Annotated in this window: 15 protein-coding genes; 6 read left to right on the top strand and 9 right to left on the bottom strand. The window is 42.5% G+C overall.

Translation table 11 applies throughout. The features are described 5' to 3' along the window. Positions 1 to 95 precede the first annotated feature (95 nt). The 6 genes from MTO98_RS20545 to MTO98_RS20570 all read right to left on the bottom strand — a co-directional run bounded on the left by MTO98_RS20545 (position 96) and on the right by MTO98_RS20570 (position 7,515). Positions 96 to 839: an SDR family oxidoreductase gene (locus MTO98_RS20545; protein ID WP_243480862.1), complete on the bottom strand. Its 744-nt coding sequence runs from the start codon at positions 837 to 839 to the stop codon at positions 96 to 98. 38 nt (positions 840 to 877) lie between these two features. Then, positions 878 to 1,732, bottom strand: coding sequence for an oxidoreductase (locus MTO98_RS20550; protein WP_243480863.1), 855 nt, complete (start codon positions 1,730 to 1,732; stop codon positions 878 to 880). 138 nt (positions 1,733 to 1,870) lie between these two features. Further along, positions 1,871 to 2,461: a TetR/AcrR family transcriptional regulator gene (locus MTO98_RS20555; protein WP_243480864.1), complete on the bottom strand. Its 591-nt coding sequence runs from the start codon at positions 2,459 to 2,461 to the stop codon at positions 1,871 to 1,873. 610 nt (positions 2,462 to 3,071) lie between these two features. Further along, positions 3,072 to 3,671 (bottom strand): GIN domain-containing protein, encoded by a 600-nt coding sequence (locus tag MTO98_RS20560; protein WP_243480865.1) that lies wholly within the window; start codon positions 3,669 to 3,671, stop codon positions 3,072 to 3,074. Between the two features lie 703 nt (positions 3,672 to 4,374). Next, on the bottom strand, positions 4,375 to 6,270 hold the full coding sequence (locus tag MTO98_RS20565) for an ATP-dependent DNA helicase RecQ (protein WP_243480866.1): 1,896 nt from the start codon (positions 6,268 to 6,270) through the stop codon (positions 4,375 to 4,377). Between the two features lie 171 nt (positions 6,271 to 6,441). Beyond that, positions 6,442 to 7,515, bottom strand: a complete 1,074-nt coding sequence (locus MTO98_RS20570; protein WP_243480867.1) for an alpha/beta hydrolase — start codon at positions 7,513 to 7,515, stop codon at positions 6,442 to 6,444. Between the two features lie 413 nt (positions 7,516 to 7,928). Here MTO98_RS20570 and MTO98_RS20575 point away from each other — a divergent pair, with 413 nt between their 5' ends. From MTO98_RS20575 to MTO98_RS20585, 3 genes are all read left to right on the top strand, one after another. After that, entirely contained in the window at positions 7,929 to 10,952 is a 3,024-nt protein-coding gene (locus MTO98_RS20575; protein WP_243480868.1) for a TonB-dependent receptor, read from the top strand. Between the two features lie 32 nt (positions 10,953 to 10,984). Continuing rightward, positions 10,985 to 12,577: a RagB/SusD family nutrient uptake outer membrane protein gene (locus MTO98_RS20580; RefSeq protein WP_243480869.1), complete on the top strand. Its 1,593-nt coding sequence runs from the start codon at positions 10,985 to 10,987 to the stop codon at positions 12,575 to 12,577. A gap of 74 nt (positions 12,578 to 12,651) precedes the next feature. Beyond that, positions 12,652 to 13,728 (top strand): SusE domain-containing protein, encoded by a 1,077-nt coding sequence (locus MTO98_RS20585; protein WP_243480870.1) that lies wholly within the window; start codon positions 12,652 to 12,654, stop codon positions 13,726 to 13,728. Positions 13,729 to 14,007: 279 nt separating this feature from the next. Here the strand turns inward: MTO98_RS20585 and MTO98_RS20590 are convergent, their stop codons facing one another. Continuing rightward, positions 14,008 to 15,294 (bottom strand): citrate synthase, encoded by a 1,287-nt coding sequence (locus MTO98_RS20590; protein WP_243480871.1) that lies wholly within the window; start codon positions 15,292 to 15,294, stop codon positions 14,008 to 14,010. Positions 15,295 to 15,426: 132 nt separating this feature from the next. On the opposite strand from MTO98_RS20590, the gene MTO98_RS20595 reads away from it, so the two are divergent. Beyond that, positions 15,427 to 18,714, top strand: coding sequence for a PAS domain-containing hybrid sensor histidine kinase/response regulator (locus tag MTO98_RS20595; protein ID WP_243480872.1), 3,288 nt, complete (start codon positions 15,427 to 15,429; stop codon positions 18,712 to 18,714). Positions 18,715 to 19,042: 328 nt separating this feature from the next. Here MTO98_RS20595 and MTO98_RS20600 read toward each other — a convergent pair whose 3' ends face one another. Together MTO98_RS20600 and MTO98_RS20605 are read right to left on the bottom strand one after the other, a co-directional pair. Continuing rightward, a complete protein-coding gene (locus tag MTO98_RS20600) occupies positions 19,043 to 19,570 on the bottom strand; it encodes a DUF3347 domain-containing protein (RefSeq protein ID WP_243480873.1) in 528 nt (175 codons plus the stop codon). A 7-nt stretch (positions 19,571 to 19,577) separates the two neighbouring features. Further along, a complete protein-coding gene (locus MTO98_RS20605) occupies positions 19,578 to 20,825 on the bottom strand; it encodes an ABC transporter permease (protein WP_243480874.1) in 1,248 nt (415 codons plus the stop codon). Between the two features lie 260 nt (positions 20,826 to 21,085). Here MTO98_RS20605 and queA point away from each other — a divergent pair, with 260 nt between their 5' ends. Together queA and MTO98_RS20615 are read left to right on the top strand one after the other, a co-directional pair. Then, entirely contained in the window at positions 21,086 to 22,135 is a 1,050-nt protein-coding gene (gene queA, locus MTO98_RS20610; protein WP_243480875.1) for a tRNA preQ1(34) S-adenosylmethionine ribosyltransferase-isomerase QueA, read from the top strand. 456 nt (positions 22,136 to 22,591) lie between these two features. Beyond that, on the top strand, positions 22,592 to 23,305 hold the full coding sequence (locus MTO98_RS20615) for a 2-C-methyl-D-erythritol 4-phosphate cytidylyltransferase (protein WP_243480876.1): 714 nt from the start codon (positions 22,592 to 22,594) through the stop codon (positions 23,303 to 23,305). The last annotated feature ends 6 nt before the right edge of the window (positions 23,306 to 23,311 follow it).

Below are 23,311 nucleotides of genomic sequence, written 5' to 3' on the forward strand. Positions count from 1 at the left end.
GTTCTATGTATCTGACATCGAATGATTAAAACAAAAAACGCCGCCACCCTATTAAAGGTAACGACGCTCCAGAAAACAATTGAGGTCAGTTCAATTTACCACGGAAGTTCTTCGCCAAGGTGGATAAACCTGCCGTTAGGGCCGTCCTCGCCAATAAGTGCCAGTTCAACACTGGTTTTAGCACCATCGGGAACAGTCATTGGAGCATGTTCAACACTGCCCAATTCGGTTTGCACCCAGCCCGGATGTGCAGAATTCACTTTAATGTTTGTGCCTTTCAATTCATCGGCCAATAATACAGTGAATACATTCAGGGCTGTTTTTGATGCGGCGTATGATAAACGTTTAAAATCAGCTATCGGACTGCCTTCAGTTGCGTGCAATGTCAATGATCCTAATATGCTCGACAGGTTAACTATGCGACCAGCTTCGCTCTTTTTTAGCAATGGAAGCAGCTCATTAGTTAAGTATACAACGCTGAACAGGTTGGTATTAAAGATGTATTCAAACTCATCGGCAGTTGTTGCTGCTGTCTTTTTAACAAAAAGGTCATCTTCTTTAGGACCCACACCTGCGTTATTTACCAGGATATCCAGTTTACCGAATTTTTCTTCGATATAAGCAGCAACCGCTTTGCGTTCATCGGCATTGGTAACATCCAACTGAACACCGTATGCTTCAACACCTTGTACGGCTAATTGAGCAGCAGTTTCTTCAGCAACATTTAGTTTGCGGGCAGCTATTATTACGGCTACACCTTTTTCGCCTAATTGTTTAGCGGTTTCAAATCCTATTCCGCGGTTTGCGCCTGTTATTAAGGCTATTTTTTTAGTTAACATGATATTTTCTATTTATAGTTTGAATGAATGATGATTAATTAGTTTGCAGCAACATGGTCATGGTCGGTACTGGTTGACACTTCGATCCATTGATCAATTTCTTTGCTTGTTTTTTCGGCATTGGCTTTATACATACCTACAGCATCTTTGCCAATAGGCAGGTGCAACGGAGGGTTTTCATTATGGGCGATATCAACTACCACCCGGGCCAGCTTCTTAGGGTCGCCAGGTTGATTGCCATGTAACTGATCGGCAACAGCCCTCATCGGGCCAACAGTAGTTGCGTAATCAGCAATGATATTTTTTGAAGCGCTGTATGATTCGGCACTCAAAAACTCGGTACTGAACAAACCTGGTTCAACTACGGTTACTTTGATATTAAGCGGTTCAAGTTCGGCAGCAAGGCCTTTTGAAATACCTTCTACCGCAAACTTGGTTGAACCATACAAAGCCCAGCCAGGGATAGCGTCAAAACCGAATAATGAAGATACATTGATGATATGACCAGACCTTTGAGCACGCAGATGAGGCAATGCCGCGCGCACTACGTTCAATAAGCCAAATACATTGGTTTCATATTGTGCTTTTACTTCGGCATCGGTAGCTTCTTCAATAGCGGTCACAATACCATACCCCGCGTTGTTGATCACCACATCAATTTTACCGAAGCGTAATAAGCCTTCGGCTACAGCTGCTTTAACCTGTGCCTCGTTGGTCACATCCATGGTTACCACCAGCAGGTTAGGATCATTATTCAATGAGCTTGCAAGCTGATCGGCTTTGTTACGTACGGTTGCTATTACTTTATCGCCTGCTGCCAGTGCCGTTTTAACTATCTCTAAACCGAAGCCTTTTGAAGCACCGGTAACTAATATTATTTTTTGAGTTTTCATGGTTGTTATCTGTTATATTGCGCTTTGTATTTTAGACTTTTTAGTCTTTTTTAAGCTTTAAAAAAAGGCCGTTTCCGGCTTTATGCATTTGTTTTATAATTAAAATAGACCTAAAAGTCTTTTTTCAATCAAAAAAAATTATTTTACCTCGTATTGCTTTAATTCATTTTTGAGCATATGTACCAGGCTGTTCATATATTTACTGCTTCCGGTAACCCTTGATACCAGCATCCCTCCTTCCAGCGAAGAAAACATCTTGAGCGCATAATCGGCAGCATTTATCCCGGCAGCTATTTCACCATCGGCAATGCCTTTGTTTATAATCTCGGTAAAGACCCTTTGCCCCTCTTCAATCTGGATTTTAAGCCGTTGTTTAAGTATAGGGTTATTATCGTCGGCCTCTACACCGAAATTAAGTATCGGACAGCCGCCATCAATAAATGAATTTATCGGATCTTTATAAAGATCAATAAAAGCGAAGATCTTTTTTATAGCTGTTTTTTCCTTGCTTACAACAGTTGTTACTTTATCGTTCAGTTTATCGAGCAGGTAATTGACCATTACTTTGGCAATTTCCTCCTTGCTTTCAAAGTGTCCGTAAAGGCCACCCTTCGCCATTTTTGTAGCAGCCAGGATATCGTCAATGGTGGTACCGGCAATACCTTTCTCATTAAAGATCGGCGCTGCCGTCTCTATAATGAATTGCCTGGTTCTTTCTGCTTTGCCCATTGCTATTTCTGTTTGACGAATCAAAACTAGACTAAAAAGTCGAAAACGAAGATTGTATTTTGTTTGATGACATTAGGATGAAAGAAGGGTTTATAATGATATTAATAAGCTATGTCATTGCGAGGAGCCAGCCGGGGTAGTGCCTTGGGGCGACGCGGCAATCTCGTAGCTCATGCAAATCGGATATGCATTGGCTACGAGATTGCCGCGCTGCGCTCGCAATGACATGGTTTTATGTTCCCTTTAGCTCGCGCTCGCTTGAAACCTACCGCGTACCCACATCTTTTAATTATTATCATTAATAAAAGGAGATGTCTTTTCGAACGAACCGGTGAGGGAATGTGCGGAGGTGGTGAGGAGAAATCTTATACGCCAAGTTTGCGAACTATACATTGCCGCTTATAGCGCGTATAAGATTTCTCTTTCGCCCCAATGCTTAGGCCTACCCAGCTCTATCGAAATGACAATTTTTATTAAAAACTTATGGGTACACGATAGGTTTGCAACGAGTGCGTAACCCGCCTTTGCGTTTACAACGCAAACGTCAAGCAAAAAAGCCGCCCCCTTCGGGGCGGCTACACTATATATAATTGACTCAAAAAAATGGCTGTTATAAAGTAGCAAACTCATCAACTCGTGGCTTGGTTTCCTTGTTCAAAGTTTCGGTGGCGTGGGCGTATGCTAAGCCGTTGCTGTTTACATTTGAAGTTGCATTACGGGTTAAGCTATATTCATTGGTGTTGCCTTTCAGTTCGGCTTTTGCGTTACCGCTCAGGGTGATGCTTGCGCTGTAAGTATCCAGATTAAGACTGGCAGATGCATTGTTGTTCAATTTAACATCAAGCTCAATGCCCGAAATGCTGCCGAATGATTTGATCTCTGCATTATCGTAAGCATTGATGGCACTTAACTGATTTGCGGTTACCCAAACCACCAACTTTTCGTTTTTGTATGATGAAATACGCAATACACCTTTTTTTGACTGAACCAACGCGTTTTCAGAATAGTAACGATTGTAAACTTTCACCTCATCGGCAGGGCCGCTTGATACATAAAGTTCAACATTACCGTAAACTTCAATTTTGTTGATTTTGCTGATGTCGGTTAAAACGATGCCTGCATCATTTTTAACAGTATTTGCAGATGCGATGTTTGCGAAGCCAAGTACCATAAACAGTACGGTAGCGATGGCGATTGATGTAGTTTTCATGGTATTAATATTTTGATTGTCAAGTGATTATTATTTTATTTCATTGAATACATAGATATGACGATCTCAATAAAAAAACGTTACAGCAGATTTGGCCTAATTAGCTGGAGAGCAGGTTTTTGTCGGTAAGCAGGTGATTTTTCCCGGTGAAATGAGGGAGATTTTTTTTGTGGAATGAAGATAAACTAAGTAATTGTCATCCTGAGCGATAGCGAAGGATCTTCTTCAATAACCAAAGCCGCTATACAGGGCGAAGAAGATGCTTCGTTCCTACCCATGACATAATAAATGAAGGATGTTCCCGTCAGCAGGTAAGCTTCGGGTGAAAGCGGGCAGAACAATGGTGGCCTTGTGCGCAAGAAGGGGCATAGCAAGTTTTTGCAGAAGCATAGGGAGCGCGGCGGAGCAAAATAATTGCAGCCCGTGGTTCTGCCCGGTTTGCAGGGCAAAGGCTTGTGCGGCAAAGAAGCCTATCTGCTGACTTGAGTTACTCACAGTTGTTTTTCAGGGATGGTGTTCGTTATCTCGCTATCGCTCGGTCTTGGATACTTTTGTGTCAAGACAAAAGTATCTGGCCCCGCGCGGCCAAGAGCGCGACGATGTAAGTCTATAGAATAAAGTCTCTTACCTGCCTGTCGGGTTTAAACACTCAGCATGACAAACGTCTCTTTGATTTTTATGGGTAGCCCGTTGAAGCAACCTATTAACTCAAATAATAAGCCTCGCCGTCAGTTTTGATCTTTCCTGCATCAAGGAGCAGGCGTACAGCTTCCATCTTTTCCTTTTCGGTGCCGATATTGATCCCGGTAATCAGTCCGCCAATGTCTGGGTTGGAGATGCTAAGCAGTTGTACAATTTCGGTGGTGATATTATCGAAGATCTCGTCCTGGTTTACCTTGCGTTTTTCTTCCAGACAAACATCGCATACGCCGCACTTACGGCCATCAGGTTCATCGAAATAGGCCAGCAGCATCTGGCTCCGGCAACGTTTATGAATGGCGTAGGCAAAAACAGCTTCCATTTTCTGGCGGTAAACCTCCTTGCGTTGCTCAATATATTTCCTGTCGATGATGAGGTGACTGCCCTGTACCCGTGGTTTTAAATAAGTAACCTGGGGTTTATCAGTTTGCTGCATATAGCTGATCAGCCCATATTGCTGTAGTTGCAGCATCCCCTCAATAACCTGCTGAACGCTCAAGCCTGTACGCCTTGCTATATCAAATTCCTTAATGCGCACGTAATTTTCAAATGCGCCTCCGTATGAGCGAAGCAGGGTTTTAATAAAAGGGTCCCAACCAGCATTTTGGATCTGGAAATTATATAGCTGTTCATTAACCACCTCAAACTGAAAACGTGAAGGCAAAAATACACTCTCGTTAAAAGACAGGTACTCATCGCGCTCTAAAAATTTAAGGGCATTAAGGGTTTTAATAGCATCAAATTTATAGCGACTGCAAAACTCACCAAGGTCCAGGTCAAAGCTTAGCCCCTCGCCCGCTTCATAAGCCACCTGGTAATAATTGGCCAGGTTATGATACACCTGCTTAATTTCTTCAACCGATGGAAAATTAAGCTCGTACATCTTTTCCTGTTTCAGCTTGTCGGCAGGGTTATACAGCAGCACCCCAAAGGCCTTGTTGCCATCGCGCCCGCCCCGCCCGGCTTCCTGATAGTAAGCTTCCAAACTTTCGGGAATATCCTTGTGGATCACAAACCTTACATCCGGCTTGTCTATCCCCATACCAAACGCATTGGTAGCTACTATAACCTGTACCCGGTTGTTTTTCCAGGCCTCCTGCTTTTCAGAACGCTGATCAACCGAAAGACCTGCATTATAATAATCGGCCCTTATACCATTATCGCTCAGAAATTTCGCTATCTCAAAAGTTTCCTTCCGGCTGCGTACATATACAATACCGCTTCCCTTAACCCCCTTGACAATATTCAGCATTTTACGAAACTTATCTTCCTCATGCTGTACCACGTAGCTGATGTTGCGCCGTTCAAAACTTTGCTGGTAAACTACCGGATTTTTGAATTTTAGTTTTTCCTGGATATCGGCCTTAACATCGGCAGTAGCTGTAGCAGTAAGGGCAAGCACCGGCACATTCGGGTGCAGTTCCCTCAAATCAGCAATATGCAAATATGGCGGCCTGAAATCGTAGCCCCACTGCGAGATACAATGCGCCTCGTCAATTGCAAACAGGTTCACTTTCATGTACTTCACCCGTTCGCGAACCAGTTCGCTCAGCAGGCGCTCGGGCGACAGGTACAAAAACTTTACCGAACCGTAAATACAATTATCAAGCGCCAGGTCTATCTCGCGGCGGCCCATGCCCGATACTATCGAAATGGCATTGATCCCTTTGGCTTTCAGGTTCTCAACCTGATCTTTCATGAGGGCGATCAATGGTGATATCACGATGCAGATCCCTTCTTTAGCCAATGCAGGTACCTGGAAACAGACTGATTTTCCGCCACCTGTAGGTAACAACGCCAACGTATCATTCCCTAATAAAACAGATTGGATGATCTCGGCCTGCATAGGCCTGAAAGTATCATGGTTCCAGTACTGTTTTAATATTTCGTCGATGGTCATGGGCGTGTGCTGACCTCAAAACTATTAAATTTAAGGGAAATTTGGGCGGGATTGAGTTGAATTGTCCGCCCGTCATTGCGAGGAACGAAGCAATCCGCGATTTGCAGAACCGCCCTGTATAGTTTGGGATTGCTTCGTTCCTCGCAATGACGCGTTGGAGATACCATTTAATCAAAACCCCATCAACCATTTATAAAACCCTGGCCAGTCACCGTTCCATTGCTTTTCGTTGTGTGATGCGCCTTTGATCACTGTTACAGGCGCATTGGAAGCCCTTATCCCTTTGGCCTTCACGATATCGGCCATTTTTTGCATATCTGCTACCATGCTTTCGCTTTCGGCGTCGCCGCAAACAAAATAAAAACGGCTTTTTTTATTTACTACAGCCTGTTGCGCCTGGTCATAAATTTGCGGCGCTATCCAGAATGCTGGCGAAAATATACCTGCATTTCCAAACACTTCGGGATATTTAAGTGCGGCATACATGGAGATAAGGCCGCCCATAGAGCTGCCTGCAATCGTAGTGTGCGCTGCATCAGTTTGGGTGCGGTAATGGGTATCTATATATGGCTTAAGCCTTTTAATCAAAAATTGCACATAATCATCTCCCCTGCCTTCGCCATATTTTGAGCTATACGGATCATACTCTGTTATGCGGTACTCGCCGCCATGATCAATCCCTACTATGATGCTTTCTTGTTGGGTCGGTATTTTATCCATGAGCTCATCAATACCCCATTCGCCGTAGCCGGAGGTATACTCATCAAAAAGGTTTTGCCCGTCGTGCATATAAATTACCGGGTATTGCTTCCTGCCTGTATCATACCCGGCGGGCAGGCAGATCCAAACACGGCGTTGCCTGCCTAATTGCGGTATCTCAAAGTTTTCACTGATGATATGTACACGGGCGGTAGCGGTATGTTTCTTTTCGGGCTGGGTAAAATTATCCTGCCAGCCTGCTATATCAAGTTTGACACTGGTATCGCTTTTTATGATCAGGCTGCGGTTGTCAATAGCCTTCCCTGCAGCATCGCATTCAACTGTGTTCCAGCTGCCACGGGTTACTTTAAAATGAACGATACTGGCGGGGAGTTGTTTGTCTAACACGTAAACTCCTACCTCATTTTTAATCAGTTCCCAGGTCTTATCGGCAGGGTTCCAGCCATTAAAATCGCCTGCCAGAAACAGGTGTTCCAGAGGGCTTTTCGGAGCCGAAATTTTGCCGGTAAAAAATGAGATTTTCACCTGGCTAAAAAGCAAAAAATTTTGGCCAAAAAGCAAAAACGCGCAGAAAATTATTTTTTTCATCATGATAAAAAGGCTAAAACCGGGAACGTTTCCGGGAACGTTCCCGGAAATTGATTGCATAAAAGTAAAATCAGGTATTGTGTAAATATGACACTTAGGTATTTCCCAAATATGTCTTTAAATCCAAATTTCGCATAAAAACAATAATTTTTCTTCATCATTTCGATAAATTTTAATATTTCGTTAAAGTTAAAAAAGCCTTAATTAAACGCTTTAAAATTATCTTTTATATAAAATTTGCAATTGATATTTGTAAATGTAAATTAGTCGCATGCTGTTTCGGCCACAATAATAAACCAATTATAGCCGGCAAAATAAGCCTTTTTTTATCCATAAAAATCAATAAGTAAATGAGAAAAAATTACTCAAAAAAGTATGTTCTTCTTTGTGCTTTCCTGATGATGTCGTTCATGGCGTTTTCACAAACCGGGAGTATTAAAGGAAAGGTATCTGATGAAACCAACCAGCCCCTCCCCGGTGCCACGGTTACTATCGATGGTACCACTATTGGTTCAACTACCGACCCTAATGGTAACTACGCCATTAACAATGTTAAAGCCGGCACTTATACGCTGAGCATAAAATTTATCGGTTATATTACCCTAAAGAAAACGGTAACAGTTAACGGTGCTTTAATCGAAAACTTTACCGTACAGCCCGAAAGCAAAAGCCTTAATGAGGTAGTGGTTATCGGTTACGGTACGCAACGCAAAAAAGACCTGTCGGGTTCTATTACCAACGTAACAGCCAAAGATTTTCAAAAAGGTGTTATTACTACTCCCGAGCAATTAATTGCCGGTAAGGTTGCCGGTGTTTCCGTTATATCCAACAGTGGTGCACCAGGCTCAGGCAGCAAGATCCGTATTCGTGGCGGTGCTTCCTTGTCTGCCAGCAACGACCCGCTGATCGTTATTGACGGCGTACCGCTGGATAACGCCCGCAATGCTGATGGTACTTCAAAAATATCCGGCGTTGCCGACCCTTTAAGTTTGATAAACCCTAACGACATTGAGTCGTTTTCAGTGTTGAAAGATGCATCAGCTACTGCCATTTATGGTAACAGGGCGTCAAACGGCGTTATTTTAATCACTACTAAAAAAGGGAAAAAAGGTAAACCAACTGTCGACTTCAGCTCACAATTTTCGGTATCAAAATTAGGCAAGGAAGTTAGCGTTTTAACCGCCGACCAACTCCGTGATTATGTTAAAGCTAACGGCACCACTGCTCAGCAAGCTTTATTGGGCACTGCAAACACCGACTGGCAAAAACAGATATACCAAACAGCGCAAACTACTGATAACAATATCAGCGTATCAGGCGCTACAAAAGTACTGCCATACCGTATTTCAGCAGGCTATCTTAACCAGGAAGGTGTTTTAAAAACAGGTTCACTGAAGCGCTTTACCGGTGCAATTAATTTAAGCCCAAGCTTTTTTACCGATCACCTTAAAGTTAACTTAAATGTTAAAGGCGCAAACGTAAAACAACGGTTTGCAAATGAAGGCGCTATTGGTGCTGCAGTTAGCTTTAACCCTACCCTGCCGGTGTATTCAGGCAGCAACCGTTTCGGCGGTTACTATGAATGGCTTGACCCATCATCGGTTAACGGTCTTAAATCACTTGCACCTTTAAACCCGCTTGGTTTGCTGGAACAGCGTGATGATAAAAGTAATGTTTATCGCAGTATTGGTAACTTAACATTAGATTATAAATTCCACTTCCTGCCAGAGTTACACGCCAATGTAAATCTTGGTTATGATGTATCAAACGGCCGCGGTACTGTATTTGTAAGCGATAGCGCTGCTTCGGGCTACAAAAGATACAAGGACGCTAACGGTGTTTTCCATGGTGGTACAAATACGCAATACAAGCAACTGCAATCAAACAAAATATTTGAAGGCTACTTAAGCTATGCCAAGGATATTAAAGATATCAAAAGCCATATCGATGCGATAGCAGGTTATTCATACCAGGATTTCCTGACCACAAGCTACAATTTCCCGGATGTTACTGCCGATGGCACCATTGTATCAAAACCAATATATCCATATGATAAGCCAGAAAACAGGTTGATTTCGGTATATGGCCGTTTAAACTATATTTTCGATGATAAGTACATTTTAACCGGTACTATACGCCGCGATGGCTCGTCAAGGTTTGCACCGGATAGAAGGTATGGCACTTTCCCATCTGCTGCATTTGCGTGGAAAATGATCAACGAAGATTTTCTTAAAGGCTCAAAAACAGTATCCGACTTAAAATTACGCCTCGGTTGGGGTAAAACCGGCCAGCAGGATATTGGTGAAAATTACAGCTATATTTCATACTACAACCTGAGCAATAATACGGCTCAGTATCAATTAGGTAATACTTTTTATAACTTGTATCGCCCGGGTGGCTATTATCCTAACAGGAAATGGGAAGAAACCACCGCGGCCAACATTGGTTTTGACTTCGGCTTCATTGATAACCGCATTACAGGTACTATCGATTATTATCATCGGAAAACTTCAGCCCTGCTTAACAATATATCTCAACCGGCTGGTTCAAACTTCTCTAACGAGATCGTGGCTAATATCGGTAATGCTACCAGCAGTGGTTTTGAGTTTAATATCAACGCAGATATTATCAGGAGTACAGAACTTACCTGGAGCGTTGGCCTTAACGCAACTTACAACCAAAACAAGATCACCAAACTCACCATTGCTCCAGACCCTAACTATGCAGGTGCTCCTGTAGGGGGGATATCTGGTGGTACAGGTCAAAACATTCAAATTAATTCGGTTAACTACCCGCGTTACTCTTTTTATGTATATCAACAAGTATACGGCCCGGACGGCAAGCCGCTTGACGGCGTATTTGTTGACCGCAACAATGATGGGATAATCAACAATCAGGATCTTTACCAATACAAAAGCCCCGACCCTAAAGGCTACTTTGGTTTAACATCAAATGTAAACTACAAACAATGGTCGGCAGGTTTTACTGCAAGGGCAAGTGTGGGTAACTATGCATACAACAACGTATTTTCAAGCACAGGTACCCAACGAAGCATCATTAATCCTATCGGTGTGATCAATAACGGTTCTACCAATGTACTGCAAAGCGGTCTTACCGGTAGCAGTGATAAAAATGTACTTTCAGACTACTACATTCAAAATGCATCGTTTATCCGCATGGATAATATAAACGTGGGTTACAATTTTGGCAAGGTATTCAAAAATGCCGGAGTTTTAAGATTAAGCGCCAACGTACAAAATGTGTTTGTAATTACTAAATACAAAGGTGTTGACCCTGAAATAGGCACAGGTATCGATAACAACCTGTATCCAAGGCCGCGTACCTATGTTTTAGGGCTTAATTTATCACTATAACCTTATAGCTGATCATTTTAAAAGAAATCAACATGAAAAGAAATTCAATAAAACTTATAATAATTGGCGGCTTATTGGCAGCAGGCTCAATGTCGTCGTGCAATAAAAAGCTCAACTTAATTCCCACAAACGATCTGACATCGGCTCAGGTGTATAACTCTCCCGAAGGTTATAAACAGGCATTTGCCAAAGTGTATGGTGCATATGCTTTAACCGGCAACTCCGGCCCTGCAGGGAACGGCGACGTACAGGGTATCGACGAAGGAACATCTGACTTTTATCGTTTGATGTGGTGTGCGCAGGAATTACCTACTGATGAAGCTGTTGTTGGATGGGGTGATCCCGGTCTGCCTGACTTTCATAATATGTCATGGTCGTCAAGTAACCTGTTCCTTAAAGGTATTTATTACAGGGCAGTTTACCAGATAACGCTTGCTAACGATTTTATTCGTCAGTCAACAGATGCTAACCTCAGCAGCAGAGGCATTTCAGGTGCTGATGCCACCAATATAAAAATGTACGCTGCAGAGGCACGTTTCTTAAGGGCCTATCAGTATTCCATATTAATGGACCTTTTTGCTAATCCTCCGTTTGTTACCGAAAATGACGCACTGGGTTCAACCCTGCCAAAACAAATAAGCCGCAAGGATCTATTCAGTTACATTGAAAGTGAGCTTAAAGCGATTGATGGAACTTTAGCCAAACCACGGGCAAACGAATATGGCCGTGCCGATCAGGCTGCAGAATGGGCACTGTTGGCAAGGATCTATCTGAATGCCGAAGTTTATACCGGTACAGCACATTATGGCGACGCTATCACCTACTCGAAAAAAGTTATTGATAATGGCGGTTATAAGCTAATTAGCGACTACACAAAACTAATGCGTGCCGATAATAACCTCAATACCGATGAGTTTATTTTAACCATTAACTATGATGGTTTGCGCACACAAAGCTACGGCGGAGCAACCTTCATGACCCACGCTCCGGTAGGCGGCTCTATGCCGGCCGGTGAGTATGGTATCAGCGGCGGATGGGCTGGTTTACGTACCACTAAAGCTTTGGTAAACCTGTTTCCGAATGGTGCAGCAAGTGCCGATAAACGTGCGCAGTTTTACACCAATGGCCAGGCGCTTGAAATATCGGATATCAGCACATTTACGGATGGTTATGCCATTTCAAAATTCAAGAATGTAAAAATAGCCGATGGTAAACCAGGTTCAAGCCTTGATTATGCAGATATGGACCTTCCTATTTTCAGGCTTGCAGAACAATACCTGATATACGCTGAAGCGACAACAAGAGGTGGTACCGGGGGCGATCTGAGCCTTGCTGTGAACTACATCAACAAGCTGCGTGAAAGGGCCTATGGCAACACAAGCGGTGATGTAACCAGCATTACCACCGACCAGATCCTTGATGAAAGAGGACGCGAACTATACTGGGAAGGCTTCCGCCGTACAGACCTGATCCGCTATAAGAAATTTGTTGAGGATACTTACTTGTGGCCGTTTAAAGGAGGCGCTAAAGGAGGTAAAAGCGTTGAAAGCTACCGCACTATTTATCCGTTACCGACAAGTGATGTTGCTGCCAACCCTAACCTAAAACAAAACGCGGGCTATTAAAAAATACACGGGAGGTGCAGACACTATCTACCCTCCCGTTTAACGATATTTCAAATTCAATTTCAGAAAAAAACATGAAAAAATCATTTACGAAATTCCTGGCCCTGGGCGGTATTGCTGTGATGATGCTGGCATCCTGTAAAAAGGACGAAACAAAGGTTGTAGCCGACCCATCAAAAGCCAAAGGATCATTTACTGCAAGTACTACAACCCCGGCCCTGAGTAAGGCAAACCTTGATGGCGAAGCGGTGGCCTTCACCATCAAATCTCCTGATTATGGGTTTAAAGCGGCTATATCAAACAGCATTCAATTCAGTACCACTGATGATTTCTCAAGCCCTAAAGAGGTTTCTATAGATTTAAAAGCGACCGCAAAATCCTTCAATGTGCTTGACTTTAACAACATTTTGTTGGGCATGAACCTTCCAACCGGCGTTTCAACAACAGTAAAAGCAAGGTTAAAAACCCAGTTTACCGGATCGGCGGTTGCACCAACTTATTCAAGTGTGGTTTCGCTTACCGTAACCCCCTTCCCGTTAACCTCATTTATTTATCTTGGCGGTGCCTATGAAGACTGGGCTGTACCAAGTCCTAATGTTGACAGTTTGCTATCTGCAACAAGCAATGGCATCTATACCGGTATCATTAATTTCCCTGCGGGTAAACTTGATTTTAAAGTTTTACCAACCAACAAAAACTACGACGGCAATTATGGTTCGGACGGACCGGGCAAAATAACTCAGGGCACTGGTAACCCTCCAAACATTACCGCACCTGCTGCCGGCTTGACATGGGTTACAGTTGATATGAACGCCAAAACGATAAGCTTTGAAGCTGTAAAATATTATTACAGCCTTATCGGCAACGCAACTCCGGGTGTGGCCTGGAATACCGATACCGACCTCAAGTATGATAATGGTAACCAGGTTTGGCAAACTACTGTGCTCATGGTACCAGGTGAATTTAAAGTTCGCCGTAATCATGATTGGGGCACAAGCTACGGCATTCCAAAAGTAGGTGCAGACGGCGCTACACTTGCATCATCTGATAATGATAACATCCCGGTAGCTACGGCAGGCACTTACCATGTAACCTTCGCGTTAAATGCCGCCGACAATACTAAAGCTACATACACATTGGTAAAAAAATAACAGAGTTGATTGATTGATTTATGCAGCCCCGCACGGTGAAAACCTGCGGGGCTTTTTTGACCGTTGATTTTTTGAAGATGATTGCGCTGATTACGTTGATTTGATAAATTGATTTACCGCCTAAACACAACGCAGGAAAATCAACGAAATCATAAAATCATTCCTCACTATGAACGCCCAGTCAGCGGTCAAAAAAAGCGATGAGGTCATCCCCCATCGCTTTCCTGTTTTATATTTTCTATAAGCTATGATCCCATTAAACATGAACCATATCTGAACTTAGCGGTTCGCTATATCCACGTATTCTTTGCTGGTGGCACCAACGTAGATCTGGCGTGGGCGGCCGATAGGCTCTTTGTTTTCTTTCATTTCTTTCCACTGGGCTATCCATCCAGGCAAACGGCCTAATGCAAATAATACAGTAAACATATCGGTTGGGAAACCTAATGCACGATAAATGATACCTGAGTAAAAATCAACGTTCGGGTAAAGTTTGCGCTCAACAAAGTATGGATCTTTCAGGGCAACTTCTTCCAGTTTCTTAGCTATTTCCAATACTTCATCATTGATGCCCAGCTTTTCTAAAATATCATCACATGCTTTTTTGATGATCTTTGCACGCGGATCAAAGTTTTTATAAACACGGTGACCGAAGCCCATTAAGCGGAAAGGATCATTTTTATCTTTAGCCTTTGCAATCCATTTATCAGTATCGCCCCCGTCTTCCTTGATCTTCTCCAGCATTTCAATCACAGCCTGGTTAGCACCGCCATGCAGCGGGCCCCAAAGTGCCGAGATACCTGCGGATACCGAAGCATAAATGTTAGAATCAGAAGAGCCAACAATACGTACGGTAGATGCTGAACAGTTTTGTTCATGATCGGCATGTAAGATCAGCAATTTGTTCATCGCGTCAATCACAACCGGATCGATAGTTACGTCTTCTGTGCGCTGACCAAAGGTCATGTACAGGAAGTTAGTAACATAGTCATATTTATTTTTAGGATAGATAACCGGGTGGCCTAATGATTTTTTATAGATCCATGAAACCACGGTAGCCATCTTGGCAAGCATTTTAATAATGCTTTGATTAAGTTCTTCGGTGGTTTGAGAAGGCTTTAGCGATTCCGGATAAAAAGCAGATAACGCTGACACCAATGACGACAGTTGCCCCATCGGATGCGATTTTGACGGGAAGCCATCAAAAAACTTTTTCATATCCTCGTGCACCAATGTATGGCGGCTTAGCTCGTACTGAAACGCCTTCAGTTGGTCGGCAGTAGGCAATTCACCATAGATCAGCAAATAAGCAACTTCAATAAATGATGATTTTTCGGCTAATTGCTCAATGGGATAACCACGATATTTAAGGATTCCCTGTTCCCCATCTAAAAAAGTAATGGCGCTTTTGGTAGCGCCTGTATTTTTATACCCGATATCAAGTGTTACATAACCTGTTTGGTCGCGAAGCTTAGAAATATCGATTGCCTTTTCACCTTCAGTGCCCTCAATAACCGGGAGCTCAAATGTTTTATCACCAATTTTTAGTTGTGCTGTTTCCGCCATAGAAATTTGTATCTGCAACAAATGTAAATAAATCTGCGTATTAATAACCGCTAATATAATTTACTGTTTGTAAAAATTTACCGGCAAATTTATTATTTTACGACCTGTATTTTTGCTTATACACGTTAATAATTGATTAAAAAATTACTGCCAACCATGTCGCTAAAAGGTAACTCATTGGTAATGATCCAAAACGAAGCTACCGTTTACCGGCTCTTACTTATAGGTTTATTTATTGCAAGCCCCTCATTACATTATCTTTGCTCCAACAATTCTTATGATCCTTTTTGGTTAAGAGGTATAAACTGTTTTTTTTGTGCCCTTGCCTTGTTTTTTTCTTTCATAAACAACAAAACTTTTTATAAAGCGGGCATCGTTGCTACAATATCATCCTTCCTGATTGTAAACAACTGCATTTTACTCAGCAAAAACGAATTTCAACATGTGTATCTGTTTAGCGCTATAACTATTTTTATTGCCCTGACCTTATTTTGCAAAAAACGCAGGGAATTTATAATTATCAGCCAGGCTAACCTTGCAGTTATCGTAATAGCCTATTTTACAGCACCCCGGCTTGCTATTTCGCCTGCTGTGCTAATGGTACTTATCCTGTTTTTTACATTAATAGCCTATGTTTCGTTTTTGGTAGTTATGGCTTACCAGTACCAGCTCAACAGCGCTGTTGAGAGTGTGATGAGGCTTAACCAAAGCCTTATGGTTAATGATGCAAAGCTACGTGAAAGCCAAAACCATCTTAATGCATTGATCAACTCACTTAATGACATTATTTTTGAATTTGATGAAACCAAAACCTGTATCAACGTTTGGTTTAATGAAATAACCGAACGTGCTGTTGACCCACGGATAGCAGTTGGAAAAACACTTGATCTTGTTGTGGGGCCGCAAAAGGCCGAAAAATATGATAAGGCCTTAAATTATGTTATAGAAACCCACAAACCGATATCTATAGAGTTTTTATCTGATTACGATAGCGGGCATTCATTTACAGCCAATTTTACCCCCATCTTTGATATTACAACAGGCTATACAGGCCGAATTTCGGCTTCCGTAATTGATATAACAGAACAAAAGAAATATGAACAGGCCCTGAAAGAAAATGAAGGGTTATTGCTGGAAGCCCAAAACATTGCAAAAATTGGAAACTGGTGGTATGATCATGAAAGCAAGGAAACCTTTTGGTCGGCCAATCTGAATGGCTTGCTCGGGATTGAAAATATCCCCGCCGGTATGAACCGCTTTCAATATTACATAAGCCTGGTACATCCCGACGACAGACAATATGTTTTTGAATATCTTGCATCTATCCGTACCACAACACAAAACAAAATTGAGCATAAATTCATTACGCCGGCTGGGCACCTAAAATATATCCGGATACAAAGGGGCGAAAAGGCATTAAAATCAGGTACAGGTTCAAGTAAGCGTACTTTTGGTATTATTCAGGATATTACCGAAGCCCGCCTGGCCGATAAAGCAGTAAAGTTAAGCCAGCTTGAGCTTATGGAGGCCCAGGCCATTGCTAAAATCGGCAACTGGAAATATGATGTTGTTACGGGCAACCTAAGCTGGTCGGACGAGCTAAACAATATCTACGAGCTTGGCGATGACACTTCGTTATACCGGAAAACATTCGTAAACCTGCTGCTTAAGTATGTTCATCCAAATGATAAGCTTATCATCAGGAAACTGTTGCAAAGTGATGCCAACACCATGGATTCATCACACGAATATCGTGTAATAACTCCTCAGGGTAATTTAAAATATCTGAGTATCATAGCCGGGAAACGTTTGTACAATGAAGATGGCAGCGTACGCAAAATCATTGGCACACTGCAGGATATAACAGCGCGTAAACAGGCCGAGCTTGACTATAGAAGCGCCGAAAACAAATACAAATCGGTACTTGAAAAAATCAACATGGTGGCCATTACGGTTGACGGAAATGGGCTGATAACCTTTTGTAATAACTATTTGGCCAAGCTTATTGGTTATAAACAGCACGAGCTGATAGGCATGAACTGGATGGATAACTTTATACCTGAAGATCTGAAGGACTTTTTAAAGGGATGGTTTGCCAACAAAACTATTTTACCGCACTATATAAACCCCATTATTTGCCGTAACGGCGAACAGCGCACCATTAGCTGGCAAAACACCGTTTTTTATAATGAAAATGGCGATATAAAGGAAACTACCAGCATTGGCGAAGATATTACCGATCAGGAAAAAGCACGCCTGGACCTGATCTGGGCGAAAGAAATGGCCGAAAAATCGTCAAAGTTCAAGTCGGATTTTCTATCCATCATGAGCCATGAGATCCGTACGCCAATGAACGCAGTTATTGGCACAACCAACCTGCTGCTTGACGAAAACCCGCGTCCCGAACAGATAGAATACCTCAATACGCTTAAATTTTCGGGCGAAAACCTGCTGGCTATCATTAATGATATCTTAGATTATAACAAGATCGAAGCCGGGAAACTGGAGCTAAACAAGTCCAGATTCAACATTCATCACCTTATCCATAAAATAAAGCAGTCTTTTGCCCCCCGGGCTATTGAAAAGCAACTGATACTTGAGGTAATAACAGATGACGATATCCCGGAAGATTTAATAGGCGACGCCATGCGGCTGAGCCAGGTACTTAATAACTTAATCGGCAATGCTATCAAATTTACGCATACTGGTAAGGTTATTATCCGGCTTGATAAAGATGCTTTAACCTCAAACTCGGTTAGTATCAAATTTGCAGTTACCGACACAGGCATCGGTATTGCTCCCGAAAGCTTTAACATCGTTTTTGATCCTTTCATGCAGGACCAGCAGGTGATCAATAATGATTACGGCGGCACCGGTTTAGGCCTTGCTATTACTAAAAGGCTGGTTGAACTACATAACAGCACCATTGCCGTACTCAGCGAACTGGGTAAAGGCACCACTTTTACCTTTACCATAAACTTTGGTATCGCGCCGGAAATCCCCACTTCAAAACCGGCTACCGTCCTGGTAAATAACACAGTTAATAACCTGCAGGGTATGAATATCTTAGTGGTGGACGACAATAAAATGAACTTGATGATAGCCGGCAAATTTTTAAAACGCTGGAATGCACGCGTTCAGGAAGCATTAAACGGGCAAATAGCTGTCGACCTTGTTAACCACAACTCGTATGACCTGATTATAATGGACCTGCAAATGCCCGTTATGGACGGCTTTGAAGCAACCGCAGTAATCAAACAGGTACAGCCCGACCTGCCAATCATAGCACTCACGGCAGATGCTATGCCCGAAACTTATCAAAAGGCATTGGCGGCCGGCATGGTCGACTATCTGACTAAACCTTTTGTTCCGGAAATACTGTACAGCAAACTGGCCAAGTATATCAGGCAATCGGCTTGAGTTCGGATTTCGGATTTTCGATTTCGGATTTTTTATTTTTGAATTTTGAATTTTGAATATCGAATTTCACTACTATCGCAGCTATTCAAAGTCTCTGACTTCGAATCAACTCTGCATGGAGTTTGTAACTCCAGCTTTACACGCTTAAATAGGATATCCGTAGACTTTGTCTACGGGCTGCGAGGCAATAAGCATTCCCTATCGCTTTAAATATCACGAAATCCTAAAATCATAAAAATCAGGGTTCAAAATAAAAAAGCGACAGGAATCACCTATCGCTTTAAAATATCATCAACGAAATCAGCGTAATCAAAAAGGATCAGCGGTCTTAGTTAATCTGTTCCTTCACCATGCCGCACTCTTTCATATGTTCGGGAAAATACGGATTTACAATTGGTTTGGTAGATGACAGCCAATAACCACCTTTACCTTCATCGGCCATAGGGCAAAAATCAACATAAATTGGTGCCGATTTAAATTTAGCCCCTTTTACCAAAGCAATAACATCTTTACTTAAAACCAGGAAAGCACTGCGCTGCGCTTTGATATCCTTAGCGCTGCTTATTTGATTTGCAACAGCAGCAGTTTCACTGCAACCTTTGATTCCCGAAAGTTTAGCTTCCAATGCTTTAGCAGCAGTTTTAACACCTTCGGTATCCGATTTAATAAATTCATCTTTTAAAGCGATATAAGCCGTAAAAACATCGCTTGTATTGGCAGTATCGGCAACTTGCGCTTCAGCTGGTTTAGCAGCAGCCGTTGTGTCTGCTTTGGCAGCTTCCTGCTGTTTTGCCGGTTGATTGCAGGCAGTGGCGGCTATTACCGCTAAAAAACAAAATCCTTTAATTATTTTCATATTACAATTAGTTTGTGCGGATAGCTTCAACCGGATCCAGCCTTGAGGCCGAATATGCGGGGATGATACCGGCTATTACCCCTATTATAATTGAATAGCTTAAGCCCCTTGTAACATTAGCTGCGTCAAGTATCACCTGTACATCCAACGCAGCCTTTACTGCAAACGTACCAAGATACACAAAAAACAACCCGATGATCCCGCCAACAAAACAGAGCAATACCGATTCAATTAAGAACTGCAATAATATGAAATAGTTTTTAGCACCTAATGATTTTTGTATACCGATAATGTTGGTACGTTCCTTTACCGATACGAACATGATATTGGCAATACCAAAGCCACCAACTAGAATTGAAAACCCACCAATAATGGCACCGGCAATATTAACAACTTTAAAAAGATCGTCGAGCTGCTGGGTGATCATGGTTGTGCGGTTCAATGAAAAATTATCGTCGGCTCCTGGCCTCAACCTCCTGATAGAACGCATCAGGCCTTTGATCTCGCTCTCCACGTCATCTGTAGGGATACCTTTTTTACCCCGTACAATAATTGAAGGGTTATATTTTGAGCTTTGAATATCAATTAAATTGCGTGCAAAATTCATGGGAAGCAACACCTCTTTATCTGTCGATATCCCCAGCATATCTTTACCCTGTTTTGAAAACACACCTACAACGGTAACATATCGCCCCATCACTTTGATCTGCTTGCCAATTGCATCGCCGTCGGGGAATAAATTTTGAGCTATGTCATAACCTATATTGGTTATAGGGGCGCCGGTTTTTGATTCCATTTCGGTGAAATACCTACCGCTTTCAAAATCAAAGTTCCAGGTTTTGTCATGATCCTGCGATGCAGCGTCAACCTGTGCACCTTCAACCGTGTTGCTTTTATACTTTATAGTGCGGTTGTCAATATTAATTTCGTAAGATAATGCTTCGGCAGTGGTGATTCGGCGCGTAAGCTCATTAAAATCACGCAGATCAGATTCGGGCCTTTGCAGGTACTTCCACCACGGAAAATCGCTGCCGCCTACCCATGGCCACTTTTGCACATATATACTGTTATTACCCAGCTTATTAACACTGTTTTGCAAATTATTACGCAAAGTATCAACAGCCGATTGTACAGCTATAATAGTGAATATACCAATGGTTACCCCAAGCAATGACAGCAACGTACGTGTCTTGTTCTGGCGCAGGGCATCGCCGGCAAACAAAAAACTTTCCCTTAAAAGTTTTAAAAAAAGCATATAACTTATTTTGGTATTACTTGTTAATCAATCCTAATTGCACGGTTAAAGCGTGGAGGTAATGGTAATATAACGGGCGTTTTTATTACTGATACGTTAAACCGCCTGTCAATATTTTTTTAGACAACAGCATATGATTTAAGTTACAGTATTTTTCAATTAATATAACGGTAGTGTAATTAAACTTCTTCTTAAAAAAATCTGTTAAATTAACAAAAAAATTCGTACATTTGCGCCCTTGAAAATTCATAAAAACAAGCATGAAATTATCTCAATTTAAATTCAACTTACCTGAATCCCTTATCGCCCATACACCCTCTGCCACCCGCGATGAATCACGTTTAATGGTTTTACACAAAGATTCGGGCAAAATTGAGCATAAAATATTTAAAGACGTGCTGGATTACTTTCAGGACAAGGATGTAATGATCCTTAATAACACTAAAGTTTTCCCTGCCCGTTTATATGGCAACAAAGAAAAAACCGGTGCTACTATCGAAGTATTTTTGCTGCGCGAACTGAATAAAGAACTGCGTTTATGGGATGTACTGGTTGATCCGGCCCGTAAAATACGCGTAGGTAATAAATTATATTTTGGCGACGACGATTTGCTGATTGCCGAAGTTGTTGACAACACTACCTCACGTGGCCGTACCATTCGCTTTTTGTTTGACGGTACCGACGAAGAATTCCGTCGCAACGTTGAAATCTTAGGCGAAACACCGTTGCCTAAATACATTAAACGTAAAGCCACTGCCGAAGACAAAGAGCGTTACCAAACCATTTTCGCTAAACACGAAGGTGCTGTTGCTGCCCCTACTGCCGGCTTACACTTTAGCCGCGAGCTAATGAAACGCCTTGAATTAAAAGGCGTTGATTTTGCCGAAGTAACGCTGCACGTTGGTTTAGGTACCTTCCGCCCGGTTGAGGTTGAAGATTTAACCAAGCACAAAATGGATTCAGAACAGTTCATTATTGAGCAAAGACAAGCTGATATTGTAAACCGCGGCATTGAGCGTAAATCACGCATTTGTGCTGTGGGTACCACTTCAATGCGTACCATCGAATCGGCCGTGTCTGCAAACAAAACGTTGAAAGCAGCTAACGATTGGACAAGCAAGTTCATCTTCCCTCCGTACGATTTTAGTATTGCCAACTCAATGATCACCAACTTCCATACACCAGAATCAACACTGTTGATGATGATTGCGGCCTTTGGCGGTTATGAAAACGTAATGAACGCATACGAAATAGCAGTGAAAGAAAAATACCGCTTTTACAGCTACGGCGACGCGATGCTGATCATCTAATCTTTTTAGATTTAAGATATGAGATTTGAGATATGGGACCATGGTTTCATATCTCATTTTTTTTGTAGTAGTTTTGATCATTAGCCTGTTTGTAAAATGAACGTTCATGTCCGCTCAGGGTCTCTCGCAGAGGACCCTGAGGTTCTCATATCGTTTTAAACATCTAACAGGATATTTAGAACAACGGATATGCATGGTACATACCTCAGGGTCCGCTGCGAGAGACCCTGATGGGACGTTAAAATAAACATTTCATATCCCTTCCGGCTCCTCTGCGAGAGACTCTGATGGGACATTAAAAGCTATGTCATTGCGAGGAGCCGAAAGGACTTGTGCAGGGAAGCGACGTGGCAATCGCACGTGTGGCTCGTTGCCTTACTCTGTATAGCATGCAACTGCCGCGCTACCGCTCGCAATGACATAGTTGTAAAGTCTTTAATTTTCAGTAAAAAATAAATGCCCGCTAATCTCCAATCTCTAACCACTAATCTCCCCAACTACGTCATCATAGTAGCAGGTGGTTCGGGCAGCCGGATGCAATCAAGCCTGCCAAAACAATTTTTATTACTTAACGGCAAACCTGTGCTAATGCACACTATTGCCGCTTTTCAACAAGCACAAGCCAGGCCTGGCATCATATTAGTTTTACCTGCAGCTTATCACGTTTACTGGCAGCAGTTAATACAGGAACATTCTTTCACCATCCCTCACCAACTGGTTACCGGAGGCGAAACCCGGTTCCATTCGGTTAAGAACGGACTTAACCTGATCACTGACACAGAAGCCCTAATTGCTGTACAGGACGCCGTACGACCGCTTATTTCGCCTGATATTATCGACGAAGCCTACCGGTGCGCCGCCGAATATGGAACAGCCGTAGTAGCCGTTAAAAGCCGTGATTCGATACGTCAGGTAAAAGGAGGCAAATCAGTAAGCCTCATCAGGGACGAGATTTACCTGGTGCAAACACCACAAACGTTTAAAGCCTCCCTGCTAAGGAAGGCTTATGAACAGCCGTTTGATACCAAATTTACAGATGATGCCAGTGTTGTTGAGCAATATGGTGCCGAAATAAAACTCACCGAAGGCGATCACAGCAATATTAAAATAACCTTCCCCGAAGATATTGCCATTGCCGAACTCCTCTTAAGCAAAAAGCCACAACTATAAGAGTTG

The sequence above is a fragment of the Mucilaginibacter sp. SMC90 genome (assembly GCF_022811725.1).
GTDB lineage: Bacteria > Bacteroidota > Bacteroidia > Sphingobacteriales > Sphingobacteriaceae > Mucilaginibacter.

Bases quoted from the DNA above. Each gene is read 5' to 3' on its own strand.
- MTO98_RS20545 (WP_243480862.1), bottom strand. From the start codon at position 839: ATGTTAACTAAAAAAATAGCCTTAATAACAGGCGCAAACCGCGGAATA.
- MTO98_RS20550 (WP_243480863.1), bottom strand. From the start codon at position 1,732: ATGAAAACTCAAAAAATAATATTAGTTACCGGTGCTTCAAAAGGCTTC.
- MTO98_RS20555 (WP_243480864.1), bottom strand. From the start codon at position 2,461: ATGGGCAAAGCAGAAAGAACCAGGCAATTCATTATAGAGACGGCAGCG.
- MTO98_RS20560 (WP_243480865.1), bottom strand. From the start codon at position 3,671: ATGAAAACTACATCAATCGCCATCGCTACCGTACTGTTTATGGTACTT.
- MTO98_RS20565 (WP_243480866.1), bottom strand. From the start codon at position 6,270: ATGACCATCGACGAAATATTAAAACAGTACTGGAACCATGATACTTTC.
- MTO98_RS20575 (WP_243480868.1), top strand. From the start codon at position 7,929: ATGAGAAAAAATTACTCAAAAAAGTATGTTCTTCTTTGTGCTTTCCTG.
- MTO98_RS20580 (WP_243480869.1), top strand. From the start codon at position 10,985: ATGAAAAGAAATTCAATAAAACTTATAATAATTGGCGGCTTATTGGCA.
- MTO98_RS20585 (WP_243480870.1), top strand. From the start codon at position 12,652: ATGAAAAAATCATTTACGAAATTCCTGGCCCTGGGCGGTATTGCTGTG.
- MTO98_RS20590 (WP_243480871.1), bottom strand. From the start codon at position 15,294: ATGGCGGAAACAGCACAACTAAAAATTGGTGATAAAACATTTGAGCTC.
- MTO98_RS20600 (WP_243480873.1), bottom strand. From the start codon at position 19,570: ATGAAAATAATTAAAGGATTTTGTTTTTTAGCGGTAATAGCCGCCACT.
- MTO98_RS20605 (WP_243480874.1), bottom strand. From the start codon at position 20,825: ATGCTTTTTTTAAAACTTTTAAGGGAAAGTTTTTTGTTTGCCGGCGAT.
- queA (WP_243480875.1), top strand. From the start codon at position 21,086: ATGAAATTATCTCAATTTAAATTCAACTTACCTGAATCCCTTATCGCC.
- MTO98_RS20615 (WP_243480876.1), top strand. From the start codon at position 22,592: ATGCCCGCTAATCTCCAATCTCTAACCACTAATCTCCCCAACTACGTC.